Here is a 22,218-nt window from a genome sequence, read left to right on the forward strand (position 1 = left end):
CCCGGGATGGGAGCAGGTCTCGCAAAGCCAGCTGCGACAAGGGATTTCAGCCCGTTGCAAGCAGCCTCGCGATCCCGGGGAACGTTGTTACCATCGCCCGGTATCCCGCTACCTCCATGACGATCGCTGTAGGGCGCGCGCCAGCGGCACGGGGATGGTTCGACGTCCTCGATGACTGGCTCAAGCGCGACCGCTTCGTATTTGTGGGGTGGTCCGGTCTGCTGCTGTTCCCCTGCGCCTACCTGGCGCTGGGCGGCTGGCTCACCGGCACCACCTTCGCCACCTCCTGGTACACCCATGGCATTGCCAGCTCCTACCTGGAGGGCTGCAACTTCCTCACCGCGGCGGTGAGCACCCCGGCCGACGCCATGGGCCACAGCCTGCTGCTGCTCTGGGGCCCCGAGGCCCAGGGTGACTTCGTGCGCTGGGTGCAGCTCGGCGGCCTCTGGCCGTTCGTGGCCCTGCACGGTGCCTTCGGTCTGATCGGCTTCATGCTGCGCCAGTTCGAGATCGCCCGCCTGGTGGGCATCCGCCCGTACAACGCCATCGCCTTCTCCGGGCCGATCGCGGTGTTCGTCAGCGTGTTCCTGATGTACCCGCTGGGCCAGAGCAGCTGGTTCTTCGCCCCCAGCTTCGGGGTGGCCGCCATCTTCCGCTTCCTGCTGTTCCTGCAGGGCTTCCACAACTGGACGCTGAACCCGTTCCACATGATGGGCGTGGCCGGCATCCTGGGCGGTGCGCTGCTGTGCGCCATCCACGGCGCCACGGTGGAGAACACCCTGTTCGAGGACGGGGAGCAGTCGAACACCTTCAAGGCGTTCGAGCCCACCCAGGAGGAGGAGACCTACTCGATGGTGACGGCCAACCGCTTCTGGAGCCAGATCTTCGGGATCGCCTTCTCCAACAAGCGCTGGCTGCACTTCTTCATGCTGTTCGTGCCGGTGATGGGTCTGTGGACCAGCAGCATCGGCATCATCGGCCTGGCCCTCAACCTGCGCGCCTACGACTTCGTGTCGCAGGAGATCCGCGCCGCCGAGGACCCCGAGTTCGAGACCTTCTACACGAAGAACATTCTTCTGAATGAAGGCATCCGCGCCTGGATGGCACCGGCTGACCAGCCGCACGAAAACTTCGTCTTCCCTGAAGAGGTACTGCCCCGTGGAAACGCCCTTTAATTCCGGCCTGGTGAGTGTCGGGGGCAAGGACCTCGACTCCACCGGCTATGCCTGGTGGGCCGGCAACGCCCGCCTGATCAACCTCTCCGGTCGCCTGCTCGGCGCCCACGTGGCCCATGCCGGCCTGATGGTCTTCTGGGCCGGCGCCATGATGCTGTTCGAGGTGAGTCACTTCACCTTCGACAAGCCCATGTACGAGCAGGGCCTCATCTGCATGCCCCACGTGGCCACCCTCGGCTACGGCGTGGGCCCCGGCGGTGAGGTCACCAATCTCTACCCCTTCTTCGTGGTGGGGGTGCTCCACCTGATCAGCTCCGCCGTGCTCGGCCTCGGCGGGCTGTACCACGCCCTGCGCGGCCCTGAGATCCTGGAGAACTACTCCTCCTTCTTCTCCCAGGACTGGCGTGACAAGAATCAGATGACCAACATCATTGGTTATCACCTGATTCTTTTGGGCGTCGGCGCCCTGCTGCTGGTGTTCAAGGCCATGTTCTTCGGTGGCGTCTACGACACCTGGGCCCCCGGCGGCGGTGACGTGCGCCTGATCACCAACCCCACCCTCAATCCGGGCGTGATCTTCGGCTACCTCACCCGTGCCCCCTTTGGCGGCGAGGGCTGGATCATCGGGGTCGACTCGATGGAGGACATCATCGGCGGCCACATCTGGATCGGCCTGATCTGCATCTTCGGTGGCATCTGGCACGTGATCACCAAGCCTTTCGGCTGGGTGCGCCGCGCCTTCATCTGGAACGGGGAGGCCTACCTGAGCTACAGCCTCGGCGCCCTGAGCCTGATGAGCTTCATCGCCTCGGCCTACATCTGGTTCAACAACACCGCCTACCCTTCGGAGTTCTACGGCCCCACCAACGCCGAAGCCTCCCAGGCCCAGAGCTTCACCTTCCTGGTGCGTGACCAGCGCCTCGGCGCCAACATCGGCTCCGCCATGGGTCCCACCGGTCTGGGCAAGTACCTGATGCGCTCCCCCACCGGCGAGATCATCTTCGGTGGTGAAACCATGCGCTTCTGGGATTTCCGTGGCCCCTGGCTGGAGCCCCTACGCGGCCCCAATGGCCTCAGCCTCGACAAGCTCCAGAACGACATCCAGCCCTGGCAGGTGCGCCGCGCGGCTGAATACATGACCCACGCCCCCAACGCGTCTCTGAACTCGGTGGGCGGCATCATCACCGAGCCCAACTCGGTGAACTTCGTGAACATCCGCCAGTGGCTGGCGTCCACCCAGTTCGTGCTGGCCTTCTTCTTCCTGGTGGGTCACCTCTGGCATGCGGGCCGCGCCCGCGCCGCCGCCGCCGGTTTCGAGAAGGGCATCGACCGTCAGGCCGAGCCCACTCTGGCCATGCCGGACCTCGACTGATCCCGCCTTCCGGTTTCAGGACCCGGACGAAAGCACCCGGAGTTCGACATCTCGAGTTCGACATCCGGATCGTGCCCCAGGGACCTCCGCTTTCAGCGGGGGGCTTTTTTTTTGCGGAAGGGCCACTTCAGCCCCGGGTACCAAGACCTGTCCCCCCGCCCCGGAGCGGGCCTGTCAGATCTGGTCAGACCTCCGAGAGTGCCGGTCATGGCTCAGGCAGACGGGTTCCATACGGTCTGGTGAGCGCTGCAGGTGTTCCTGTCGGCAGCCACTCCCACCCATCCGATACCCATGACCACACCCTCCACCCTGAACGGGTCATCCGGCCCGGTGAAGCCACTGACCAGGGGGCTCACGGCGATGGCCGGCGCCGCCGCCGCCATCGCCGGTCTGCTCAGCACCACGGCACCGGGCGATGCAGCCCCCCGGGGCGTGTCCAGCCCTGCGGCCGGGGTGATCTGTGATGCGGCGGCCCAGAGCTGCTACACCCGCGACGGTGCCTCACTGCAGGAAACCCGCCGCTACTTCGGGCCCCAGGCCGAGCGCCAGCTCTGGGGCGAGCTGATCGGCCGCCGGCCCAGCCAGGAGTTCAGCCTCAGCAACGGCACACGCTGCAATCTGAAGGCCACGACCTGCTGGGTCGAGAGCAACGGCCGGCGGCGCACGGAGCGGGAGATGACCCGGGATCTGTTCGGCTCGGTGGCCCGCAACGACAGGGAGGTGACCACCTACGAGGGTCGCTGCACCCTCGTGCAGGGCTCCAGCGTGGTGCTGCACAACGGCGACTGTTCCCTGCGGCTGGTGGAGCGCAGCAACGGCGTGACGCGCTACGTGGTGATGCAACCGGACGGACGCCGCTTCAACTTCACGGACCGCCGGGGCCGCCTCGAAGTGACCGATGCCACGGGCACCTCGGCGGTGACCTTCATCGACCACGGCTACACCGGCGTGTTCCGTTGGAGCAACCTCACCCTGGTGGCCACGCGCGAGAACCAGGGGCTGAATCGCGGGCGTCTGACCAGTGATGGCATCGGCGACCTGTTCGGTGAGCGTTGAGGGCCGTGCCGCCGGTCAATCGAGCAGCCAGCGGCGCAGCAGCGGCAGGCTGAGGCCGATCACGTTGCTGACGCAGCCCTCCAGACGCTCGATCAGCATCCCCCCGCGGCCCTCGAGGGCGAAGCCACCGGCGCAGCGCAGGGGCTCACCGCTGGCCACATAGGCGGCAATGGCGGCCTCGCCCACGGGGGCGAACTCCACCCGGGTGCTGACCACGGCCACGAGGGGGGCCTGCCCCGGCCGGAGCAGACAGTGCCCGGTGTGCAGGTCTGCCCAGCGGCCGGCCATGCGGCGCCAGCGGGCCGTGGCTTCGGCGACGTCCCGGGGCTTGCCGAAGGCCTCACCCTCGAACTCCAGCACCGAATCACAGCCCAGCAGCGCCGATGCGGCCGGCCCTGGTGCCGGCGCTGCCAGCACGGCCTCCGCCTTCGCCCGGGCCAGCCGCTGCACCAGCTGGCGGGGATCGGGATGATGGATGGCCTGCTCATCCACCCCGCTCACCTGCACGCGATGGCGGATGCCGGCCTGCTCCAGGAGACGGCGCCGCGCCGGGGAGGCAGAAGCGAGTACCAACATCGGCCGCGGTGGGTCAGGGAGAATTCCCCCATGAAACGACGGCCGCCCACCGGCACTGCTGCCCTGCCCCACGACGCCCGCTCCTGGGCGCGGGCCTCCCAGGCCCTGCGCTGCCTGCCGTTCCGGCGCGGGTTCTACGAGCTGGTGGCCACCAGCCCCCTGAGCAGCAGCGCCTTCTGCCGGCTGCCCCAGGCCCGTGAGCTCTGCCGTCGCCCCATGGGTGCCCAACGGGTGGAACAGCACTGGATCTGGCTGATCCGGCTGGGGGTGCTGCGGCGGGAGGTGGATGGCCAGGGCCTCACCGAGCGGGTGCGGCTCACACCGATGGGCCGCGACCTGCTCCACCAGTGGCGCGGAGAGATTCCGGCGGCACCCCTGCTGGAGCGGATCCACCACCAGCTGCGGCGCAGCCGCCCGCGCCTGTGAGGGCGCTGATGGTGCTCGGGACCAGCAGCGGCGCCGGCAAGTCGCTGATGACCGCGGCCCTCTGCCGGGTGCTGCGGCGGCGGGGGGAGCAACCCCTGCCGTTCAAGGGGCAGAACATGAGCAACAACGCCTGGGTGGACGCCAGCGGCGGCGAGATGGCCTACTCCCAGGCCCTGCAGGCCTGGGCAGCGGGGCTCGAGCCCCGCTGCGCGATGAACCCCGTGCTGCTCAAGCCCCAGGGGGACAGCACCAGCGAGGTGATCCACCTCGGCCGCAGCGTGGGCACCGCCCGGGCCGAGCACTACTACCGCGACTGGTTCCGGCCGGGCTGGACCGCGATCCGCCAGGGTCTGCGGGAGCTGCAGGCCGGCCATCCGAACGGGCGGCTGGTGCTGGAGGGCGCCGGCAGCCCGGTGGAGGTGAACCTGCAGGCCCGCGACCTCACCAACCTGCGCCTGGCCCAGTTTCTGCGGGCCCGCTGCCTGCTGGTGGCCGACATCGAGCGGGGCGGGGTGTTCGCCCAGCTGGTGGGCACCCTGGCCCTGCTGTCTCCCGTGCAGCGGCCCCTGATCCGGGGGCTGCTGATCAACCGCTTCCGCGGCCGCCGGGAGCTGTTCGACAGCGGACGCCAGTGGCTCGCGCAGCACACCGGCATCCCCGTGCTGGGCGTCATGCCCTGGCTCGAGGAACTCTTTCCACCGGAAGACTCCCTCGATCTGCTGGAGCGCCGCGGCCGCAAACCCCAGGCCGATCTCCAGATCACGGTGCTGAAGCTGCCCTCCCTGAGCAACTTCTCCGACCTCGACCCCCTCGAGGCGGAACCCAGCGTGCAGCTGCGCTGGCAGAAACCTGAGGAACCGCTCGGGCAGCCCGATGCGGTGATCCTCCCCGGCAGCAAGCAGACCCTGCGGGACCTGGCTGCCATGCAACGCCATGGCTGGCAGGAGCAGCTGCGGGCCTATGTGCACAGCGGAGGCCAGGTGTTCGGCCTGTGCGGAGGCCTGCAGATGCTCGGCCAGGAGCTGCACGACCCCGAGGCTCTGGAGGGAAGCGGCCCTGGCGCCGGGCTGGGCCTGCTGCCCCTGCGCACCAGCTACGGCCATGGCAAGGCCCTGCGGCAGCGGCAGAGCCCGGCCCTGTGGCCCCCCGGTCCGCCGCTGGAGCTGCAGGGGTTCGAGCTGCACCGCGGCCACACCACCTGCATGGCCGCCGCCCATCCCCTGGCGGACGAGGCCGGGCTGGGCTGGTGGCAGCCGGTGGGCCTTCAGGGGGGGACCGTGGCCGGCACCTACCTGCACGGTGTGTTCGACGCTGGCCCCTGGCGGCGCCGCTGGTTGAACCTGCTGCGGCATCGCCGCGGACTGGCGCCCCTGAGCGAACATCACCCCAACCACGCCGAGCAGCGCGATGCCCTGCTCGATCGGCTCGCCGATGCCTTCGAGGCCCACGTCGACCTCACTCCCCTGCTGAGCTCCTGATGCCCACCGGCCCGATCCCGATCCACTGGTCCGATGGCTCCAGCACCCTGGTTCAGCCCGGTTGCCCCTGGCTGGAGGCGGCCCGCCAGGCCGGGTTCATGATCCCCACGGGCTGCCTGGGGGGCAGCTGCGGCGCCTGCGAGATCGACGTGAACGGACGCACGGTGCGGGCCTGCATCGCCACGGTGCCCTCCAGCCGCCGCGGCTCCCTCACGGTGGATCTCGCCGCTGACCCCTTCTGGTGACGCCGGCTGCCGAACCCGCCAGGACCGTGGAGCGCCAGGGGCTCAGGCCTGGATCAGGCCGCCGCCCACCAGCACCTCGCCTGCATAGAACACGGCCGCCTGGCCGGGCGTGATCGAGAACTGCTCCTCGGCGAACTCCAGACGCACGCGATGGGGGCGTTCAGCGGCGCGGTCGGCGTCGGTGGGGGGCAGGGGCGTGAGCAGGGCAGGCTCCGGCGCACTGCGGTAGCGCACCTGGGCCATCACCTCCAGCGGCTGGTCCGGAGCGGCCATCGACACCCAGTTCACCGCGCCCACCACGCAATCGCCGCGGGCCGCCTCACGGCGCGGGGCCACCACCACCCGGTTGAGGGCACCATCGAGCCGCACCACGTGGAGCGGTTCGCTCCAGGCCACACCAAGCCCTTTGCGCTGGCCGATGGTGAAGTGCTCGATCCCGTCGTGCCGGCCCACCACCTGGCCGTCCTGGAGCACGATCTCGCCCTGCCGGGGTGGCAGGTAGGCATCCAGGAAGGCCTTCATGGAGCCGTGATGATCGGCGAGGCAGAGGTCCTGACTCTCGGGCTTGTGGGCGGTGCGCAGCCCATGCCGCTCCGCCTCCAGGCGGGTGTCGGGCTTGGTGAGCTCCCCGAGGGGGAACACGAGGCGCCCCAGCACCTCCTGGGGCAGGTCGTAGAGGAAGTAGCTCTGATCCTTGCGGGGGTCGAGTCCCCGCAGCAGCTGATGCCGCCCGCCCCCATCCCCGGGCACGGGCAGCGGGTCGGCGGCGTCGCTGCGGCGCACGCGGGCGTAGTGGCCGGTGGCCAGCCGCTCCAGACCCCGCTGCTCCCGCGCCCAGGCCAGCATCGGAGCGAACTTCACCTGCCGGTTGCAGCGCGAGCAGGGCAGCGGCGTGATCCCCGCCGCATAGCCCTCCACGAGGAAGTCCACGATCTGGGCGCGGAAATGGTCGCGGAAGTCCACCACGTGGTGGGGCACGCCCAGCTGCTCGCAGATGCCTGCGGCGTCCACCAGCCCCTCGGCGCAGCAGGCCCCCTTGCCGCTCATCAGCCAGAGGGTGAGCCCCTCCACCTGCCAGCCGGCCTCCACCAGCAGGGCGGCCGTGAGCGAGCTGTCCACACCGCCCGAGAGACCCACCGCCACCCGATGGTCACCCGGCCAGCTGCGCAGCCGCTCCAGGGTTTCGGCCCCTGCGCGCGTGGCGGCAGCAGTGCCGGCAGGCGGGGCGGCGGACGTGCCGGCGCGGCTCGACGCGGGGGCAGCGCTGGGCAACGGACGACGGCACGGCAGTACCCCTCCATCATGAAGGGACGTCCCCGCGGGTTGCCGTGCCTGCCCCCTCCTCCAGCAGCCCCCAGCCCGGTCGGGCGGTGCCGCCGCCAGTGGCGGCCCGGCAGCCGGGGCCGAGCTGGCCCGCCCGCGATGCCGGCCACCTGCTGGTGCATGGCGAGCAGATGGCGGCCCTGGAAACCGAGCTCTTCGACCGGGGCATGCCGGTGGAGGCCCTGATGGAGAAGGCGGGCCTGGCGCTGAGCCGGAGGCTGCTGGCGCAGCACGGTGCACGGCTGCGCAGCCAGGGCGCCGTGGTGCTGGTGGGACCAGGCCACAACGGGGGTGATGGCCTGGTGGTGGCCCGGGAGCTCCACCTGGCCGGCATCGCCGTGCGGGTGTGGTGTCCGTTCGAGCGGTGCAAGCCCCTCACGGCAGCCCACCGCCGCTATGCGGCCTGGCTGGGCATTCCGATCGAGGCCGAGCCGCCCGATCCGGCCGGAACTGCGCTCTGGCTCGACGCCCTGTTCGGCCTGAACCAGAACCGCCCTCCCGGGGAAGCTCTGGAGGAGCTGCTCCAGGCGCGGGAGCGGGGGATGCCGAACGCTCTGGTGGCCATCGACGTGCCCACGGGCCTCTGCAGCGACAGCGGCCGCTGCCTCGGGGCCGTGGCGGCCCGCGCCTGCCGCACGCTCTGCCTGGGGCTGGTGAAGATCGGCCTGATCCAGGACCCCGCCCTGCACTGGGTGGGCGATCTGGAGACGGTGCCGCTGGGGCTGCCGGCCGCGGTGCTGGAGGCCCTGCCGGCCGGCCAGCCCCTCGGCCTGCGCGGCGACGACCTGGCCAGCGCCCCCTGGCCCCGGCTGCCTGTGGCGGCCTCGAAATACGAACGCGGCCGGGTTCTGCTGGTTGCCGGCAGCGGACGCTATCCGGGAGCTGCCCAGCTGGCCCTGCAGGGGGCCAGCGCCACGGGCTGCGGCAGCCTGCGCATGGCGGCCCCCACGGTTCTGGCCGGGGCTCTCACCGCCAGGGCGCCCCACCTGGTGCTGGACCCGCCCCTTGGCTGCGATGCGGCGGGAGCCCTGTTGCTCGCAGGCCTGGCCGACCTCGAGCTGCAGCGACTCGACGCCGTGCTGGTAGGCCCCGGCCTGGGCCGGCTGGATCCAGGGCTGGGTGCACCCGGTGCCGCCGCAGAGCGCCGGGCCTGGGAGCTGCTGCTGCAGTTTCCAGGCCTGCTGGTGCTGGATGCCGATGGACTCAACCGTCTCGCCGAGGCCGGGGTCGGCGGGCCCGGGGCCAGCCCTGAAGCCTGGCTGCGCGCCCGCTCGGGGCCCACATGGCTCACGCCCCATGGGGGGGAATTCGGCCGTCTGTTTCCGGCCTGGGCCATGGCGCCGCCCCCCCAGGCCGCCTGCAGTGCCGCCGTGGCGGCGGGGGTGAACCTGGTGCTGAAGGGGGCCCGCAGCGTGGTGGCGGGAGCGGATGGCCGCTGCTGGCAGCTCTGTGAAGCCGAGCCCAGCGCAGCCCGCGGCGGCCTCGGCGACGTGCTGGCCGGCTTTGCGGCCGGCCTGGGAGCCATGGCCATGGCCAGCACGGCCGAGGCCGGCGCCGAACTGCTGGCCTCGGCCTGCCTGGCCCACGCCATCACCGCGCGGCGGGTGCGGCGGGCCGGCGGCCCCGGCAGCTGCACCCCCATGGCGGTCGCCACGGGCCTGGCGGGGCTGGAGCCGCTGGCGAGCGGCGAAGCAACTCCTGGCTGAAGGCGCGGGCCGAACGTGTGTATTCAGAAACATCAACCATGTGCTTTTGCAAGCAAAAGCTGAAGGGTTATGGAAATAACAACGGACGCAGCCTTTTCACGCGGATAGTCTTAGTCCTCGACTGCCGACCCATGAATTCCCCGTCCCTGGGCGCCCGCACCGGCGAGAGCAGTCGCACCGGCGAGAGCAGTCGCGCCAGTGAACGCAGCAGCGAGAGCAGTCGCAGGCGCAGCAGTGATCCGATCAGCTGGTACCTGGCCAGCATCGGCCGCGAACCTCTGCTCACTCCTGCCGAGGAGATCGAACTCGGCAACCAGGTGCAGACCATGATGCAGCTGGTGGAGGCCGGCAAGCCCGCCTACAGCGACCACGAGAAGAAACTGCTGCGGATCGGCAGGCGCTCCAAGCAGCGGATGATGAAGGCGAACCTCCGCCTCGTTGTGAGCGTGGCGAAGAAGTACCAGGGCAAGGGCCTGGAGCTGCTCGACCTCATCCAGGAAGGCTCGCTGGGGCTGGAGCGGGCCGTGGAGAAATTCGACCCCACCCGCGGCTACAAATTCTCCACCTACGCGTTCTGGTGGATCCGCCAGAGCATGACCCGCGCCATCGCCTGCCAGTCGCGCACCATCCGCCTGCCGGTGCATCTGAGCGAACGGCTCAGCGCCATCCGCAAGGTGAGCCTTGAACTGGCCCACAAGCTGGGGGCCATGCCCAGCCGCCAGGAGATCGCCGAGGCGATGGAGATCCCCCTCGATGAGCTCGATGGCCTGCTGCGCCAGGCCCTCACCACCTCGAGCCTGGATGCCCCGGTGAATGGCGACGAGGGCCGCAGCTTCCTCGGCGACCTGATCGCCGACTCCAGCGAGGAGGAGCCCCTCGACCGGGTGGAGCGGGGGCTCAATCACGAGCAGCTGGATCACTGGATGAATCACCTGAGCGAGCAGGAGCGCCACGTGCTCCAGCTCCGCTTCGGTCTGGCAGGCCGGGAGCGTCACACCCTGGCCGAGATCGGCCGCCAGCTCGACGTGTCGCGGGAGCGGGTGCGGCAGGTGGAGCTGAAGGCCCTGCGTAAGCTGCGCAACCTCACCCGCCGCCTGCCCAGCGGCATCTGACGCTCCGGCCCCGGGGCGTTCCGGCCCGGTGCGTCCGCCGCTCGTCTACCACCCCGCCTACTCGGCGCCGCTGCCGAGCAGCCATCGCTTCCCGATGGCCAAGTTCCGGCTGCTGCTGGAGCGGTTGCAGCAGCTGGAGCTGGCGGGCCCCGGGGAGCTGCATCAACCGCTGCCGGTTCCCCGGCGCTGGCTGGAGGCCGTGCACCCGCGCACCTATCACCAGGCCTTTGCCCGGGGTGAACTCAGCCGTGCCGACCAGCGGCGGATCGGTCTGCCGGCCACCGAGCCCCTGGTGCGGCGCACCTGGCTGTCGGTGGGAGGCACCCTGCTCACGGCCCGGCTGGCGCTGCGGCACGGCATCGCCTGCCACCTGGCCGGGGGAACCCACCACGCCTTCCCGGCCTACGGCAGCGGCTTCTGCATCTTCAACGATGTGGCCGTGGCCAGCACGGTGCTGCTGGGGGAAGGGGCCGTGCGGCGCCTGATGGTGGTGGATCTGGATGTGCACCAGGGCGATGGCACCGCAGCGATCTTCGCTGCAGAACCCCGCGTGTTCACCCTGTCGGCCCATGGGGCCAGCAACTTCCCCCTGCGCAAGCAGACCAGCGACCTCGACATCCCCCTGAGCGACGGGATGGAAGACCACGAGTATCTGGTGGCGATCGGCAACCACCTGCCGGATCTGCTGGATCAGCTGCAACCCGATCTGGTGCTGTACAACGCCGGGGTGGACCCCCACCGCGACGACCGGCTGGGCAGGCTCTGCCTCAGCCACGCCGGACTGATCAACCGGGATCGGCTCGTGCTCGATGCCTGCCTGCGGCGCAGGATCCCCGTGGCCACCGTGATCGGCGGAGGCTACGGACCTCTCCAGGAGCTGGTGGAGCGCCACGCCCTGGTGTTCCGGGCTGCCGCCGAGCAGGCCAGGCTGCACGGACTCTGAACCGGGCAGCCTGCGGGGCCGGTGTCAGTCTTCCGCCCAGATGTAGCGGGTGAGCTCGGCGGCATCAGGTTCTGGAGCTTCGAGGGCGAAGCTCACGCAGTCGGCCACTTCGGCATCGATGTCCCTGTCGATGGCCTTGAGCTCATCGGCCGAGGCCAGGCCCTGTTCCACCAGGTGGGCCGCCAGGCGGTTGATCGGGTCGCGCTTGGCCCAGAACTCCTTCTCGGCCTCGGCCCGCAGCTCGTCGGGATCGGCCAGGGAGTGGCCGCGGTAGCGGTAGGTGAGGCACTCCAGCAGGGTGGGACCTTCCCCGGCCCTGGCCCGCTCGATGGCCCGCTGGGCCGCGGCGCGCACCGCGAGCACATCCATGCCGTCCACCTCCTCGCCGGCCATGCCGAAGGCCGCGGCCTTGCGCCAGATCTCGGGGTCACTGGTGGCCCGGTTGTGGTCCATGCCGATGGCCCACTTGTTGTTCTCCACCACGAACAGGATCGGCAGCTTCCAGAGGGCCGCCATGTTCAGGCACTCGTAGAACTGGCCGATGTTGCAGGTGCCGTCGCCGAAGAAGGCCGCCGTCACGGCATCACTGGAAGCATCACCGAGGGCGTCGCGCTTGTAGCGGCTGGTGAAGGCCGCGCCCAGAGCCACCGGGATGCCCTCGCCGATGAAGGCATAGCCCCCCAGCAGGTGATGCTCCCGGGAGAACAGGTGCATCGAGCCGCCGCGGCCCTTGCTGCAGCCGGTTTCCTTGCCGAACAGCTCGCTCATCACCTGGCGGGCCGGCACACCGCAGCTGAGGGCATGCACGTGGTCGCGGTAGGTGCTGCAGAACCAGTCGTGCTGGGCCCGCATGGCCTTGATCACCCCCGTGCTCACGGCCTCCTGACCGTTGTAGAGGTGCACGAACCCGAACATCTTGCCGCGGTAGTACATCTCCGCGCACTTGTCCTCGAAGCGGCGGCCCAGCACCATGTCGCGATACAGCATCAGCCCCTCGTCGCGGTTCACCGTGGCCGGTGTGGCGGGATAGAGGTTTTCGAGCCGCTCGGCATGGGGACCGGCCCCGAAGCCCCCGTCGGCGGAACAGCCCGGTGCGCCGCTGCCGGCAAGGCCGGAGGCCGCCGTGATGTCGCGACTGGTGTCAGCCTGGGTCATGTCGGAAAGTGCCTCAGAAAGTCCCGCGATGGGCCCCTGGTCAGGCAGGAAGCTGGCTGAACTGTACGGGGTCCGGCTGCAGGAACTGTGAGAAGGGCAGCCAAAACCGAAGACCCTGACTACAGTCGGCCCTCAGTGGCCAGCCCGGGTTGGAACTGCCGATCGATCACTTCCGGTTGCTCGGTGTCAGTCCGACCACGGATGCCCAGACTGTTCTGCGCACCCTGGAGCAGCGCCTCAACCGGCCGCCGGACCACGGCTTCACTCCCGAGACCCTGCAGGCCCGGGAATCACTGCTGCGCCTGAGCGCCGACCTGCTCACCAACAGCGAGCGGCGCGCGGCCTACGAGTCGGAGCTCACCGCCCTGGCCAGCAGCGAACAGCCTCTCCAGGCCGGCCTGGAGATTCCCACCAGCCGCGAACTCGGCGGGTTGCTGCTGTTGCTGGAGGCCGACCAGCCGCTCGAATGCTTCAGCCTGGCCCGGCGCTGCCTGCAGCCTCCCCAGGCCCCCACCCTCGGCAGTGGCCGCGAGACCGACCTCAGCCTGCTGGCCGGCCAGGCCTGCCTGGCGGGCGGGGCCGAACTGCAACGTCACCGCCGCTACGAGGCCGCCGCACACACCCTGCAGGAAGGCCTGCAGCTGCTCCAGCGGATGGGGCAGCATCCGGCCCTGCGCCAGCAGATCAGCGACGAGCTCAAGCGGCTGCGGCCCTTCCGGGTGCTGGATCTGCTCAGCCGCAACCTGGCGGCCTCCGAGGAGCGCGCCGAAGGCATCGCCCTGCTCGAAGACCAGGTGCGCGAGCGGGGGGGGCTGGAGGGCAGCGACGACCCCACCCTCACGCCGGAGGAGTTCCAGGCCTTCTTCAAGCAGATCCGCGCCTACCTCACGGTGCAGGAGCAGGTGGACCTGTTCAGCCGCTGGGCGGAGAGGTCCCCGGCTGCCGATTTCCTGGCCAGCACGGCCCTCACCGCCTCCGGGTTCGCCCAGCGCAAGCCGGATCGCATCGCCGCAGCCCTGCGGCGGCTGGAGGCCGCGGGCCAGGAAGGGATCCAGCCCCTGCTGGCCTGCCTGCATCTCCTCCTGGGCCAGGTGGAGGCCGCCCAGCACGCCTTCCGCCAGGGGGCGAGCCCTGAGCTCAGGGAGTGGGCGGAGCAGCAGAGCAGCGATCCGCTGGCCCAGCTCTGCGCCTACTGCACCGACTGGCTGGCCCGCGATGTGCTGCCGGGCTACCGCGACCTGGAGGCCGATCCCGACCTGGAGGCCTACTTCGCCGACCGCGACGTGCAGGCCTACATCAACCGGCTGGCGCCGACACCGCCTCCCCCGGCAGCGGCGGAACCATCCGTTCTGCCCGACCACTGGGCCAGCGACAGCGGCGATTTCGGCAGCGGGGACCCCCTGACCCCCCAGGCCTGGAGCCCGTCCGGGGAACTGCTCGACACTGACGACACTGACGACGCTGATGACGATGGTTTCCCTGACGACGGGCCGTGGATCGGTGGCTGGTGGCCGCGAAGCTGGCGCCTGCCCGATCTCCCCCCGCTGCCATGGCCGCCGCCGCTCTCCCGGCGCCAGGGGCGCATCACGGCCGCGGCGGCCGCCCTCCTGCTGGCCGCAGGAGCGGCACTGCTGCTGCGGCCGCGGCCCGATGCCACACCGATCCCTGTGGAGCCCAGCCCGTCCAGCGCGGTGCCGGAGCCCAAGGCAGCCCCAGGCCCCGATGCACCGCCCAGCACCCCGGCCCCAGGCGGCAGCACCCCATCCCCGAACCAGGCCGCGCTGCCCCTGAGCGCAGCGGCACCCACCGAGGCGGAGCTGAAGGGCTTGCTGGAAACCTGGCTGGCCGCCAAGGCGGCCGTGCTCGAGGGCCAGCAGGCCCCGGTTCCCCTCGACCAGCTGGCGCGGCCTGGCCAGATCGAGCGTCTGCAGCAGGAACGCCGGGAGGACGCAGCCCGGCAGCAGACCCAGAAGATCGACGCCAGAGTGGGCGACGTGACGGTCGAGGAGCGCAGTGCCGGCCGGATCGCCATCCTGGCGACCATCAACTACAGCGACCAGAGGCTGGATGCCGAGGGCAAGCCGGCGGGCCCCAGCTCCGCCGCCACCTTGCGCAACCGCTACGTGTTCGGCCGCGATGGGGGGGTGTGGCGCCTGGCGAGCTTCGGCGCCGCCCGCTGAGCCACTCCCCCGGCGGCGCGGGTTTTTACGATCCTGGGCTGCGGCCACCGCCGCCCGACCCTCCCCTGCGCCCCCACCGCGATGTTCGACGAGCTCTCCCAGCGGTTTGAAGACGCCGTCAAGAACCTGCGCGGCCAGGGGGCGATCAGCGAAACCAACATCGAGGGCGCCCTGAAGGACGTGCGCCGGGCGCTGCTGGAGGCGGACGTGAGCCTGCCGGTGGTGAAGGACTTCGTGGACGAGGTGCGCCGCAAGGCCGTGGGCGCCGAGGTGGTGCGCGGCATCAGCCCGGATCAGAAGTTCATCCAGGTGGTGCACGAGCAGCTCGTCGACACCATGGGGGGCGAGAACGCACCGCTGGCGGCGGGGGGCAAGCCCGGCGAACCCTCGGTGGTGCTGATGGCCGGTCTGCAGGGTGCCGGCAAGACCACCGCCACCGCCAAGCTGGGCCTCCATCTCAAGGAGCAGGGCCGGCGGGCCCTGCTGGTGGGAGCCGACGTGTATCGGCCGGCGGCCATCGAGCAGCTCAGGACCCTGGGGGGGCAGATCGGGGTGGAGGTGTTCAGCCTCGGCACCGAGGCGAAGCCCGAGGACATCGCCGCCGCCGGCGTGGCCAAGGCCCGCGAGGAGGGGCACGACACGGTGCTGGTGGACACCGCCGGCCGCCTCCAGATCGACGCGTCGATGATGGAGGAGATGGTGCGGATCCGCGAGGCCGTGCAGCCCGATGAGGTGCTGCTGGTGGTGGATTCGATGATCGGCCAGGAGGCCGCCGAACTCACCCGTGCCTTCCACGCGCAGGTGGGCATCACCGGCGCCGTGCTCACCAAGCTCGACGGCGACTCCCGCGGCGGCGCCGCCCTCTCGATCCGCAAGGTGAGCGGCGCCCCGATCAAGTTCATCGGCACCGGAGAGAAGGTGGAGGCGCTCCAGCCGTTCCACCCCGAGCGGATGGCCAGCCGGATTCTGGGCATGGGCGATGTGCTCACCCTGGTGGAGAAGGCCCAGAAGGAGGTGGAGCTGGCCGATGTGGCGCGGATGCAGCAGAAGCTGCAGGAGGCCAGCTTCGACTTCTCCGACTTCGTGCAGCAGATGCGGCTGATCAAGCGGATGGGGTCCCTGGGGGGCCTGATGAAGATGATCCCGGGGATGAACAAGATCGACGACGGCATGCTCAAGCAGGGGGAGCAGCAGCTCGGGAAGATCGAGGCGATGATCAGCTCGATGACCGCCGCCGAGCGGGAGAATCCCGACCTGCTGGCCTCGATGCCCTCCCGCCGGCGCCGCATTGCCCAGGGCAGCGGCCACACCCCCGCCGAGGTGGACAAGGTGTTGGCCGATTTTCAGCGGATGCGGGGCTTCATGCAGCAGATGACCAAGGGCGGCGGCATGCCCGGGATGCCCGGGATGGGGGGCATGCCTGGCATGGGCGGCGGCTTCCCCGGCATGGGGGGCTTTCCCGGCATGCCGGGGATGGGCGGCCCGGCGGGTCCAGGCGGCAGAGGGGGTGGAAGCCGCAAGGCGAACCGGCCACCGAAGAAGCGGAAGGGCTTCGGCCAGCTCTGAACCCCACCAGGTACATTGGTTGTTTGGACACCTAGCGGCACAGCCACGATGATCAAGCTCCGCCTGAAGCGGTTCGGCAAGAAGCGGGAAGCGAGCTTCCGCCTCGTGGCCACCAACAGCACCTCCCGCCGGGATGGGCGTCCGCTCGAGGAGCTGGGCTTCTACAACCCCCGCACCAAGGAGACCCGGCTCAACACCGAGGCCATCCGCGCCCGTCTCGCTCAGGGCGCCCAGCCCACCGACACGGTGCTGACCCTGCTCGAGCGGGGCGGGCTGGTGGAGAAGACGGTGCGCCCATCGGTGACCGCAGGCCAGGCCAAGCAGGCGGCCGCCCGCGAAGCCGCTGCCAAGCAGGCGGCCAGGGAAGCCGCGGAAGCCAAGGCGGCAGCCGAGGCCAAGGCAGCTGAGGAGGCTGCAGCCGCCGCCGAACCGGCTGCCGAGGCTTGAGCCCCAGCCCCACCGCAGAACCTGGAGGACGCAGCAGCACCTCCATCGCCCTGCCCAACTCCGCCGCCGCCCTGGCCCTGGCGGGTCCGGCCGAAGCCACCCTGCGCCAGCTCGAGGCCCTCACCGGCGCCTCCCTGGTGCTGCGGGGTCTTGATCTCTGGATCGCGGCCCGTCCGAACCAGCTGCAGCGCGCCACCGCCCTGGTGGAGATGCTGAGGCCGCTGTGGGATCAGGGACAGGCCATCAGCCCGGTGGATCTGCAGACGGCCCTCCAGGCCCTCGACACCGACCGCACCGAGGAACACCGCGCCCTCGGCCAGCACGTGCTGGCCCGCAGCCAGAGCGGTCAGCTGCTGCGGCCCCGCACCCTGCGGCAGAAGGCCTACGTGGAGGCCATGGAGCACCACGACCTCACCCTGGCCCTGGGTCCGGCCGGCACCGGCAAGACCTTTCTGGCCACGGTGCTGGCTGTGCGGATGCTGAATGAACGCCGGGTGCAGCGTCTGATCCTGACGCGGCCCGCCGTGGAGGCGGGCGAGCGGCTGGGTTTTCTCCCTGGCGACCTGCAGCAGAAGGTGGATCCCTACCTACGGCCCCTCTACGACGCCCTTCACGCCCTGCTGGGCGCCGAACGCACCACCGCCCTTCTCGAGAAGGGGGTGATCGAGGTGGCTCCGCTGGCCTACATGCGCGGGCGCACGCTCGCGGACGCTTTCGTGATCCTCGATGAGGCCCAGAACACCACCAGCGCCCAGATGCGCATGGTGCTCACCCGGCTGGGCGAGAACTCCCGGATGGTGGTCACGGGCGATCCCACCCAGCTGGATCTGCCGCCGGGGGTCACCAGCGGGCTCAGCGAGGCGGCCGACGTGCTCGAAGGGGTGGAAGGGGTGGCCATCTGCCGGCTGAGTGCGGCCGATGTGGTGCGCCATCCCCTGGTGCAGCGCCTTGTCACCGCCTACGCACAGCGCGACGCGGGCCGCGAACCTGGAGGCCGGCGGCCCGCGCCCACGCGGCCAGCACCACGCCGCCCCTGAACCTCAGCAACCGCAACAGGCCTGCGGGCGGGCGCTCCGCCTTTGCCCATGGGGAGATCCGCACCTGCCGCAGGCCTCCGGGCTCTGCCACCACCGATGCGGCGCTGGCAGGATGGTGGGAGTTCGAAACCTGGTGCGCCATGCCGGCCAGCAGCAATTTTCAGGAGGCCATCCGCGAGGCGCAATCCAGCGCGCTCGTGGGGCCCAATGTGGTCAACAAGGCCCTGCCGTATGTGGGCGGCGGCATGGTGCTCACCGCCGGCGGGGTGATCGGCGGCCTGTCGATGATCGGCAGCCCGTTGTTCATGCCCCTGTTCTGGGTGGCCCTGATCGGCAACTTCATCCTCTTCTTCGTCGCCCAGAACGTGGCGATGAAGGGGAACAACAGCACGGCGCTGCCGATCCTGGCCGTCTACAGCCTGATCACCGGCTTCACCCTCAGCGGCATCGTGGCCTACGCCCTCAGCGTGGCGGGGGTGGGGGCCATCGGCACCGCCACCCTGGCCACGGGCATCACCTTCGTGGTGGCCTCCTTCGCCGGCCGTCGCATGAGTGACAGCGTCGGCCAGGCCCTCACCGGTGTGGTGGGCCTCGGGATCATCGGCCTGCTGATCGCGATGGTGGTGCAGATCGTGGGCAGTATCTTCGTGCCCGGCATGTTCGGCGGCAACGGCTTCGAGCTGCTGATCGCCGGCTTCGGCACCGTGCTGTTCATCGGTGCCGCCTTCGTGGACTTCTACACGATGCCCCGCACCTACAGCGACGAGCAGTACCTGGCCGGCGCCCTGGGGATGTACCTCACCTACATCAACCTGTTCATCTTCATTCTGCGGCTGATCATCGCCCTGCAGGGCGGTGGACGCCGCGACTGACCTGTCAGCAGCCTGGCCCTGGCCAGCAGGACCTGCCCCAGCCAGAGGCCATGCATCGGCGCCCCCCACGGGGCGCTTTTTTCATGGGTGAACGCGGGAGTGAACCCGGCGGTCGGGCCGGCAACCCAGGGGGCTTCAGCCTTCCGCCACCGCCTCCACGGCCCCGGCGATCGCACGGCGCTGCTCGGCGTCGTAGCCCCAGCGATCGAGAAACGCCACATCCTCCCCTTCGCCGCAGCCGGCGGCGGCCAGCAGGATCTCCAGCCGCTGCTTCACGGCATGGGGGTCGAGCAGGCGCAGCAGCTCGGTGCAGCGGCTGGCCACCCGTTCCGAGCCGCTCTGCTGGGCCCCATCGCCGGCCCGGGCGTGGTGCAGGGCCATGGCGGTGCTCATGGCCAGGTTGCGGGCCGAGAGATCCACCACCCCCTCCCCGGCCGCCCGCAGCTGCAGCACCAGCGGCTCGGGGAGGCGGTCCATCAGCGGACAGTCGCCGGCCAGGCTCACCACGAAGAAGCCCCGGGCCCCGTCGCGGGCCGCCACCAGCTCCGCCACCCGATCGGCCAGCACCTCGTCGCTGAGTTCGCCGTTCTCCCACAGGCCCAGCCACTGGGCCGTGATCTCCATCGCCTGCTGAAAGGTGGGTTCGAGGGGCGTGGTGGTCATGGCGCCAGGGCGGGGGAAAGGACACGCTCCCCTAGAGGTTATGGACCCGGCGGCGCCGTGGTGGCCTCCTTGCGGCCCCGTGGCGGCCCCGTGGTGGTCCCCCGGCGGCCATGGGCTGACAATCTGGACCCCATGCACCCAACCGAGCCGCCCACCAATTCCGGCCCACAACGGCCCGCACCTGAGGAGGAGGCTGGGGCGGGCGTGCTGCTGCCCGTGCCCGATCCGGCCGAGTCGGCCCGCCTGCTGGGCGGTGGCCCGGGCGCTCCGGCGTTCCGCTCCGGCTTCGTGGCCCTGATCGGCCGGCCGAACGTGGGCAAGTCCACCCTGCTCAACCAGCTGGTGGGCCAGAAGGTGGCCATCACCTCCCCGGTGGCCCAGACCACCCGAAACCGGCTGCGGGCCATCCTCACCACGCCCAAGGCCCAGCTGGTGCTGCTCGACACCCCCGGCATCCACAAGCCCCACCACCTCCTCGGCGAGCGGCTGGTGAAGACGGCCCGCAGCGCCATCGGCGAGGTGGACGTGGTGCTGCTGCTGGTGGACGGCAGCCAGAGCGCCGGCCGCGGCGATGGCTTCATCGTGGAGCTGCTGCGCCACTGCCGCGCCCCCGTGCATGTGGCCCTGAACAAGCACGATCTGGTGTCTGCCGATCAGGCGGCGGCGCTGGCGGAGAGTTACCGCGGCCTGCTGGCCGGCCGGGGCGATTTCGCCATGCCGGAGAGGAGCGAACCTCTGGGTTGGCCCCTCCACCCGGTGAGCGCCCTCACCGGCGAGGGCACCGCCGAACTGGTGGACGCCCTCAGCGCTGACCTGCCACCCGGCCCCCACCTCTATCCGGCCGATGCGGTGAGCGATCAGCCCGAGCAGCTGCTGATGGCGGAACTGATCCGCGAGCAGGTGCTCAGCCACACCCGCGAGGAAGTGCCCCACTCGGTGGCCGTGAGCATCGACCGGGTGGTGGACGACGGCCCCCGCACGGCCGTGCTGGCCACCGTGCTGGTGGAGCGCTCCAGCCAGAAGGGCATCCTGATCGGCAAGGGCGGGCGGATGCTGAAGACCATCGGCCAGGGCGCCCGCCTGCAGATGGAGAAGGTGTTCTCCGGGCCGGTGTACCTGGAGCTGTTCGTGAAGGTGGTGCCGGGCTGGCGCCGCAGCGCCGCCCGCCTGGCCGAGCTGGGCTACAGGGGGGAGTAGGAGCGGCGCGTGGGAGTGGCGGGTGAGAGCGGAGGGTGAGAGCGGAGAGTGAGCAGGGCGACTGAGAGAATGGCCCGATGAGCGACACCCCAGCCTTTCCGCCCGAGGAGATCGGCGCCTTCCTGCGCTTCTGCGCCGGTGAGTGGATGAGCCTGCGCAGCGAGTTCGCCCTGGGGGAAGCGGAGGCGGCAGGGCACGAGGCCGGCGAGGGCGACGAATGGCACAGCAGCGAGCGGGGCGAGCTGGTGGTGACCTTCCTGGAGCCGGCAGCAGGCCACGGCCCGGGCGGCTTGCGGGTGGGTCCCAGGAACAGCCCGCAGCGGGAGCTGCACTTCAGCTCCGATGGCCGTTTCTCCAGTGGGGCGGCAGGCACCCCAGCTGAGGCCACGCTGCTGGAGGGAGAGTGGGAACTCTGGCCCGACGGCAGCCTCGAACTCCGGCTCCAGCAGGAGGGCCGCGAGGTGCGGGAGCGCATCTGGTTCACCAAGCCCAACCTGCGGCTGCGCAGCACGGTGGAACGGCAGGGGGACGGCAGCCCGGAACGGGCCAGCTTCAGCTCCGAGATCCGCCGGGTGAGCCGTCCCGCCGCCGGCAGCTGATGGCGATGCGGCTGGACGTGGTGAGCCTCACGCCCGAGGCCTTCGCCCCGCTGCTGAGCCTCGGGGTGATCGGACGCGCCTTCGCCGCCGGCATCGCCGAGCTGCATGTGCACAATCCCCGCGATCACGCCACCGACCGCTACCGCAAGGTGGATGACGAGCCCTACGGCGGCGGCGCCGGCATGGTGCTCAAGCCCGAGCCCGTGTTCGCCGCGGTGGAGGCCATCCCCGTGCTGCCCCGGCGGCGGGTGCTGCTGATGAGCCCCCAGGGGCAGCCGCTGCGGCAGGCCGACCTGCGCCGCTGGGCCGGCGAGGCCGACCAGCTGGTGTTTCTCTGCGGCCACTACGAGGGCTTCGATGAGCGCATCCGCTGCCTCGCCGATGAGGAGGTGTCGATCGGCGATTTCGTGCTCACCGGCGGCGAGCTGCCAGCCGCCGTGATCATCAATGGCGTGGTGCGGCTGCTGCCGGGCACGGTGGGCACCGCAGCCTGCCTGCAGGAAGAGAGCCACAGCACCCTGCTGCTGGAGCATCCCCACTACACCCGGCCGGCCAGCTTCCGGGGCCTGGAGGTGCCGGCCGTGCTGCGCAGCGGCGACCACGGCGCCGTGGCCCGCTGGCGCCTGGAGCAGCAGCAACAGCGCACCGCCGAACGCCGCCCCGATCTCTACGCCCGCTGGCAGGCGCAGCAGCAGGCCGGCCCACCCCCATGCTGATCACCACCACCCCCAGCCTCGAGGGCCAGACCATCCAGCACTATCTGGGTCCGGTGCACGGCGAGGCGATCCTGGGCGCCAACATCTTTCGCGACCTGCTGGCCTCGGTGCGCGATGTGGTGGGCGGCAGGGCCCGGGCCTACGAGAAGGCGCTGCAGCAGGCCCGCCAGGAGGCCATGGAGGAGCTGGCCCGCAGGGCCGAGCTGCTGGGCGCCGACGCCGTGGTGGGCCTGCAGCTCGACACCGAGGTGCTGGGCCAGTCGGGCGGAATGCTGATGGTGTGCGCGGTGGGCACGGCGGTGCGCCTGGAGGAGGCGGGTCGTGGCCGCGCCCTGCCCCTGCCGCCGCCGCCTCTGCCGCCCCAGGCCTGAGAC

Annotated in this window: 22 protein-coding genes; 18 read left to right on the forward strand and 4 right to left on the reverse strand. The window is 70.6% G+C overall.

Going from position 1 to position 22,218, the window contains the following annotated elements:
* Nucleotides 1-116 precede the first annotated feature (116 nt).
* From psbD to CBM981_RS12260, 3 genes are all read left to right on the forward strand, one after another.
* Complete coding sequence (gene psbD, locus CBM981_RS12250; protein ID WP_006909677.1) at nucleotides 117-1,175, forward strand: photosystem II D2 protein (photosystem q(a) protein); 1,059 nt, start codon at nucleotides 117-119, stop codon at nucleotides 1,173-1,175.
* A complete protein-coding gene (gene psbC / locus CBM981_RS12255; RefSeq protein WP_087068632.1) occupies nucleotides 1,159-2,547 on the forward strand; it encodes a photosystem II reaction center protein CP43 in 1,389 nt (462 codons plus the stop codon). Before psbD ends, psbC begins: the two co-directional genes overlap by 17 nt.
* 291 nt (nucleotides 2,548-2,838) lie before the next feature.
* The gene (locus CBM981_RS12260; RefSeq protein WP_087068633.1) at nucleotides 2,839-3,603 is read left to right on the forward strand and encodes a YcgJ family protein; all 765 of its coding nucleotides are present in this window, start codon (nucleotides 2,839-2,841) and stop codon (nucleotides 3,601-3,603) included.
* Between the two features lie 15 nt (nucleotides 3,604-3,618).
* On the opposite strand, the gene CBM981_RS12265 is transcribed toward CBM981_RS12260, so the two are convergent.
* Entirely contained in the window at nucleotides 3,619-4,179 is a 561-nt protein-coding gene (locus CBM981_RS12265) for a nucleoside triphosphate pyrophosphatase (protein ID WP_087068634.1), read from the reverse strand.
* Nucleotides 4,180-4,209: 30 nt separating this feature from the next.
* Between CBM981_RS12265 and CBM981_RS12270 the strand changes: the two genes are divergently transcribed.
* The 3 genes from CBM981_RS12270 to CBM981_RS12280 are packed head-to-tail and all read left to right on the forward strand — an operon-like array spanning nucleotide 4,210 to nucleotide 6,328.
* The gene (locus tag CBM981_RS12270) at nucleotides 4,210-4,605 is read left to right on the forward strand and encodes an Npun_F0494 family protein (protein WP_087068635.1); all 396 of its coding nucleotides are present in this window, start codon (nucleotides 4,210-4,212) and stop codon (nucleotides 4,603-4,605) included.
* 8 nt (nucleotides 4,606-4,613) lie between these two features.
* On the forward strand, nucleotides 4,614-6,083 hold the full coding sequence (locus tag CBM981_RS12275) for a cobyric acid synthase (RefSeq protein ID WP_087069402.1): 1,470 nt from the start codon (nucleotides 4,614-4,616) through the stop codon (nucleotides 6,081-6,083).
* Nucleotides 6,083-6,328, forward strand: a complete 246-nt coding sequence (locus CBM981_RS12280; RefSeq protein ID WP_087068636.1) for a 2Fe-2S iron-sulfur cluster binding domain-containing protein — start codon at nucleotides 6,083-6,085, stop codon at nucleotides 6,326-6,328. Before CBM981_RS12275 ends, CBM981_RS12280 begins: the two co-directional genes overlap by 1 nt.
* A 42-nt stretch (nucleotides 6,329-6,370) precedes the next feature.
* On the opposite strand, the gene mnmA is transcribed toward CBM981_RS12280, so the two are convergent.
* A complete protein-coding gene (mnmA, locus tag CBM981_RS12285) occupies nucleotides 6,371-7,507 on the reverse strand; it encodes a tRNA 2-thiouridine(34) synthase MnmA (protein WP_087069403.1) in 1,137 nt (378 codons plus the stop codon).
* Between the two features lie 149 nt (nucleotides 7,508-7,656).
* Here mnmA and CBM981_RS12290 point away from each other — a divergent pair, with 149 nt between their 5' ends.
* The 3 genes from CBM981_RS12290 (at nucleotide 7,657) to CBM981_RS12300 (ending at nucleotide 11,412) form a co-directional block, all read left to right on the forward strand.
* Complete coding sequence (locus CBM981_RS12290; protein WP_225867385.1) at nucleotides 7,657-9,357, forward strand: NAD(P)H-hydrate epimerase; 1,701 nt, start codon at nucleotides 7,657-7,659, stop codon at nucleotides 9,355-9,357.
* Between the two features lie 131 nt (nucleotides 9,358-9,488).
* A complete protein-coding gene (locus CBM981_RS12295) occupies nucleotides 9,489-10,469 on the forward strand; it encodes a sigma-70 family RNA polymerase sigma factor (protein WP_225867386.1) in 981 nt (326 codons plus the stop codon).
* 28 nt (nucleotides 10,470-10,497) lie between these two features.
* Nucleotides 10,498-11,412 carry a histone deacetylase gene (locus tag CBM981_RS12300; protein ID WP_087068637.1) on the forward strand — a complete coding sequence of 305 codons (915 nt, stop codon included), beginning with the start codon at nucleotides 10,498-10,500 and terminating at the stop codon, nucleotides 11,410-11,412.
* Nucleotides 11,413-11,436: 24 nt separating this feature from the next.
* On the opposite strand, the gene pdhA is transcribed toward CBM981_RS12300, so the two are convergent.
* Nucleotides 11,437-12,567 carry a pyruvate dehydrogenase (acetyl-transferring) E1 component subunit alpha gene (gene pdhA / locus CBM981_RS12305; RefSeq protein ID WP_087068638.1) on the reverse strand — a complete coding sequence of 377 codons (1,131 nt, stop codon included), beginning with the start codon at nucleotides 12,565-12,567 and terminating at the stop codon, nucleotides 11,437-11,439.
* Between the two features lie 149 nt (nucleotides 12,568-12,716).
* On the opposite strand from pdhA, the gene CBM981_RS12310 reads away from it, so the two are divergent.
* From CBM981_RS12310 to CBM981_RS12330, 5 genes are all read left to right on the forward strand, one after another.
* Nucleotides 12,717-14,747 carry an ARC6/PARC6 family protein gene (locus tag CBM981_RS12310; RefSeq protein ID WP_087068639.1) on the forward strand — a complete coding sequence of 677 codons (2,031 nt, stop codon included), beginning with the start codon at nucleotides 12,717-12,719 and terminating at the stop codon, nucleotides 14,745-14,747.
* 81 nt (nucleotides 14,748-14,828) lie between these two features.
* Nucleotides 14,829-16,313 carry a signal recognition particle protein gene (gene ffh / locus CBM981_RS12315; protein ID WP_087068640.1) on the forward strand — a complete coding sequence of 495 codons (1,485 nt, stop codon included), beginning with the start codon at nucleotides 14,829-14,831 and terminating at the stop codon, nucleotides 16,311-16,313.
* A gap of 48 nt (nucleotides 16,314-16,361) precedes the next feature.
* Nucleotides 16,362-16,760, forward strand: a complete 399-nt coding sequence (gene rpsP / locus CBM981_RS12320; RefSeq protein ID WP_087068641.1) for a 30S ribosomal protein S16 — start codon at nucleotides 16,362-16,364, stop codon at nucleotides 16,758-16,760.
* Complete coding sequence (locus tag CBM981_RS12325) at nucleotides 16,757-17,797, forward strand: PhoH family protein (RefSeq protein WP_087068642.1); 1,041 nt, start codon at nucleotides 16,757-16,759, stop codon at nucleotides 17,795-17,797. Before rpsP ends, CBM981_RS12325 begins: the two co-directional genes overlap by 4 nt.
* Before the next feature lie 140 nt (nucleotides 17,798-17,937).
* The gene (locus CBM981_RS12330; protein WP_087068643.1) at nucleotides 17,938-18,669 is read left to right on the forward strand and encodes a Bax inhibitor-1 family protein; all 732 of its coding nucleotides are present in this window, start codon (nucleotides 17,938-17,940) and stop codon (nucleotides 18,667-18,669) included.
* Nucleotides 18,670-18,804: 135 nt separating this feature from the next.
* Here the strand turns inward: CBM981_RS12330 and CBM981_RS12335 are convergent, their stop codons facing one another.
* Nucleotides 18,805-19,332, reverse strand: coding sequence for a hypothetical protein (locus tag CBM981_RS12335; RefSeq protein ID WP_087068644.1), 528 nt, complete (start codon nucleotides 19,330-19,332; stop codon nucleotides 18,805-18,807).
* 132 nt (nucleotides 19,333-19,464) lie between these two features.
* On the opposite strand from CBM981_RS12335, the gene era reads away from it, so the two are divergent.
* The 4 genes from era (at nucleotide 19,465) to CBM981_RS12355 (ending at nucleotide 22,215) form a co-directional block, all read left to right on the forward strand.
* A complete protein-coding gene (gene era, locus CBM981_RS12340; RefSeq protein WP_225867387.1) occupies nucleotides 19,465-20,529 on the forward strand; it encodes a GTPase Era in 1,065 nt (354 codons plus the stop codon).
* A 77-nt stretch (nucleotides 20,530-20,606) separates the two neighbouring features.
* Nucleotides 20,607-21,128 carry a phycobiliprotein lyase gene (locus tag CBM981_RS12345; RefSeq protein WP_087068645.1) on the forward strand — a complete coding sequence of 174 codons (522 nt, stop codon included), beginning with the start codon at nucleotides 20,607-20,609 and terminating at the stop codon, nucleotides 21,126-21,128.
* Between the two features lie 5 nt (nucleotides 21,129-21,133).
* Nucleotides 21,134-21,844, forward strand: coding sequence for a tRNA (guanosine(37)-N1)-methyltransferase TrmD (gene trmD, locus CBM981_RS12350; protein WP_087069407.1), 711 nt, complete (start codon nucleotides 21,134-21,136; stop codon nucleotides 21,842-21,844).
* Entirely contained in the window at nucleotides 21,838-22,215 is a 378-nt protein-coding gene (locus tag CBM981_RS12355; protein ID WP_087068646.1) for a heavy metal-binding domain-containing protein, read from the forward strand. The genes trmD and CBM981_RS12355 overlap by 7 nt, the downstream gene beginning before the upstream one ends.
* Nucleotides 22,216-22,218: the final 3 nt, after the last annotated feature.

This window comes from Cyanobium sp. NIES-981, from assembly GCF_900088535.1.
Lineage (GTDB): Bacteria > Cyanobacteriota > Cyanobacteriia > PCC-6307 > Cyanobiaceae > NIES-981.

Coding starts and splice junctions, on each gene's coding strand:
- CBM981_RS12330 (WP_087068643.1), top strand. CDS start 17,938: ATGCCGGCCAGCAGCAATTTTCAGGAGGCCATCCGCGAGGCGCAATCC.
- psbD (WP_006909677.1), top strand. CDS start 117: ATGACGATCGCTGTAGGGCGCGCGCCAGCGGCACGGGGATGGTTCGAC.
- CBM981_RS12335 (WP_087068644.1), bottom strand. CDS start 19,332: ATGACCACCACGCCCCTCGAACCCACCTTTCAGCAGGCGATGGAGATC.
- CBM981_RS12280 (WP_087068636.1), top strand. CDS start 6,083: ATGCCCACCGGCCCGATCCCGATCCACTGGTCCGATGGCTCCAGCACC.
- CBM981_RS12260 (WP_087068633.1), top strand. CDS start 2,839: ATGACCACACCCTCCACCCTGAACGGGTCATCCGGCCCGGTGAAGCCA.
- CBM981_RS12265 (WP_087068634.1), bottom strand. CDS start 4,179: ATGTTGGTACTCGCTTCTGCCTCCCCGGCGCGGCGCCGTCTCCTGGAG.
- CBM981_RS12345 (WP_087068645.1), top strand. CDS start 20,607: ATGAGCGACACCCCAGCCTTTCCGCCCGAGGAGATCGGCGCCTTCCTG.
- ffh (WP_087068640.1), top strand. CDS start 14,829: ATGTTCGACGAGCTCTCCCAGCGGTTTGAAGACGCCGTCAAGAACCTG.
- trmD (WP_087069407.1), top strand. CDS start 21,134: ATGCGGCTGGACGTGGTGAGCCTCACGCCCGAGGCCTTCGCCCCGCTG.
- CBM981_RS12275 (WP_087069402.1), top strand. CDS start 4,614: ATGGTGCTCGGGACCAGCAGCGGCGCCGGCAAGTCGCTGATGACCGCG.
- pdhA (WP_087068638.1), bottom strand. CDS start 12,567: ATGACCCAGGCTGACACCAGTCGCGACATCACGGCGGCCTCCGGCCTT.
- CBM981_RS12270 (WP_087068635.1), top strand. CDS start 4,210: ATGAAACGACGGCCGCCCACCGGCACTGCTGCCCTGCCCCACGACGCC.
- CBM981_RS12295 (WP_225867386.1), top strand. CDS start 9,489: ATGAATTCCCCGTCCCTGGGCGCCCGCACCGGCGAGAGCAGTCGCACC.
- rpsP (WP_087068641.1), top strand. CDS start 16,362: ATGATCAAGCTCCGCCTGAAGCGGTTCGGCAAGAAGCGGGAAGCGAGC.
- era (WP_225867387.1), top strand. CDS start 19,465: ATGCACCCAACCGAGCCGCCCACCAATTCCGGCCCACAACGGCCCGCA.
- CBM981_RS12355 (WP_087068646.1), top strand. CDS start 21,838: ATGCTGATCACCACCACCCCCAGCCTCGAGGGCCAGACCATCCAGCAC.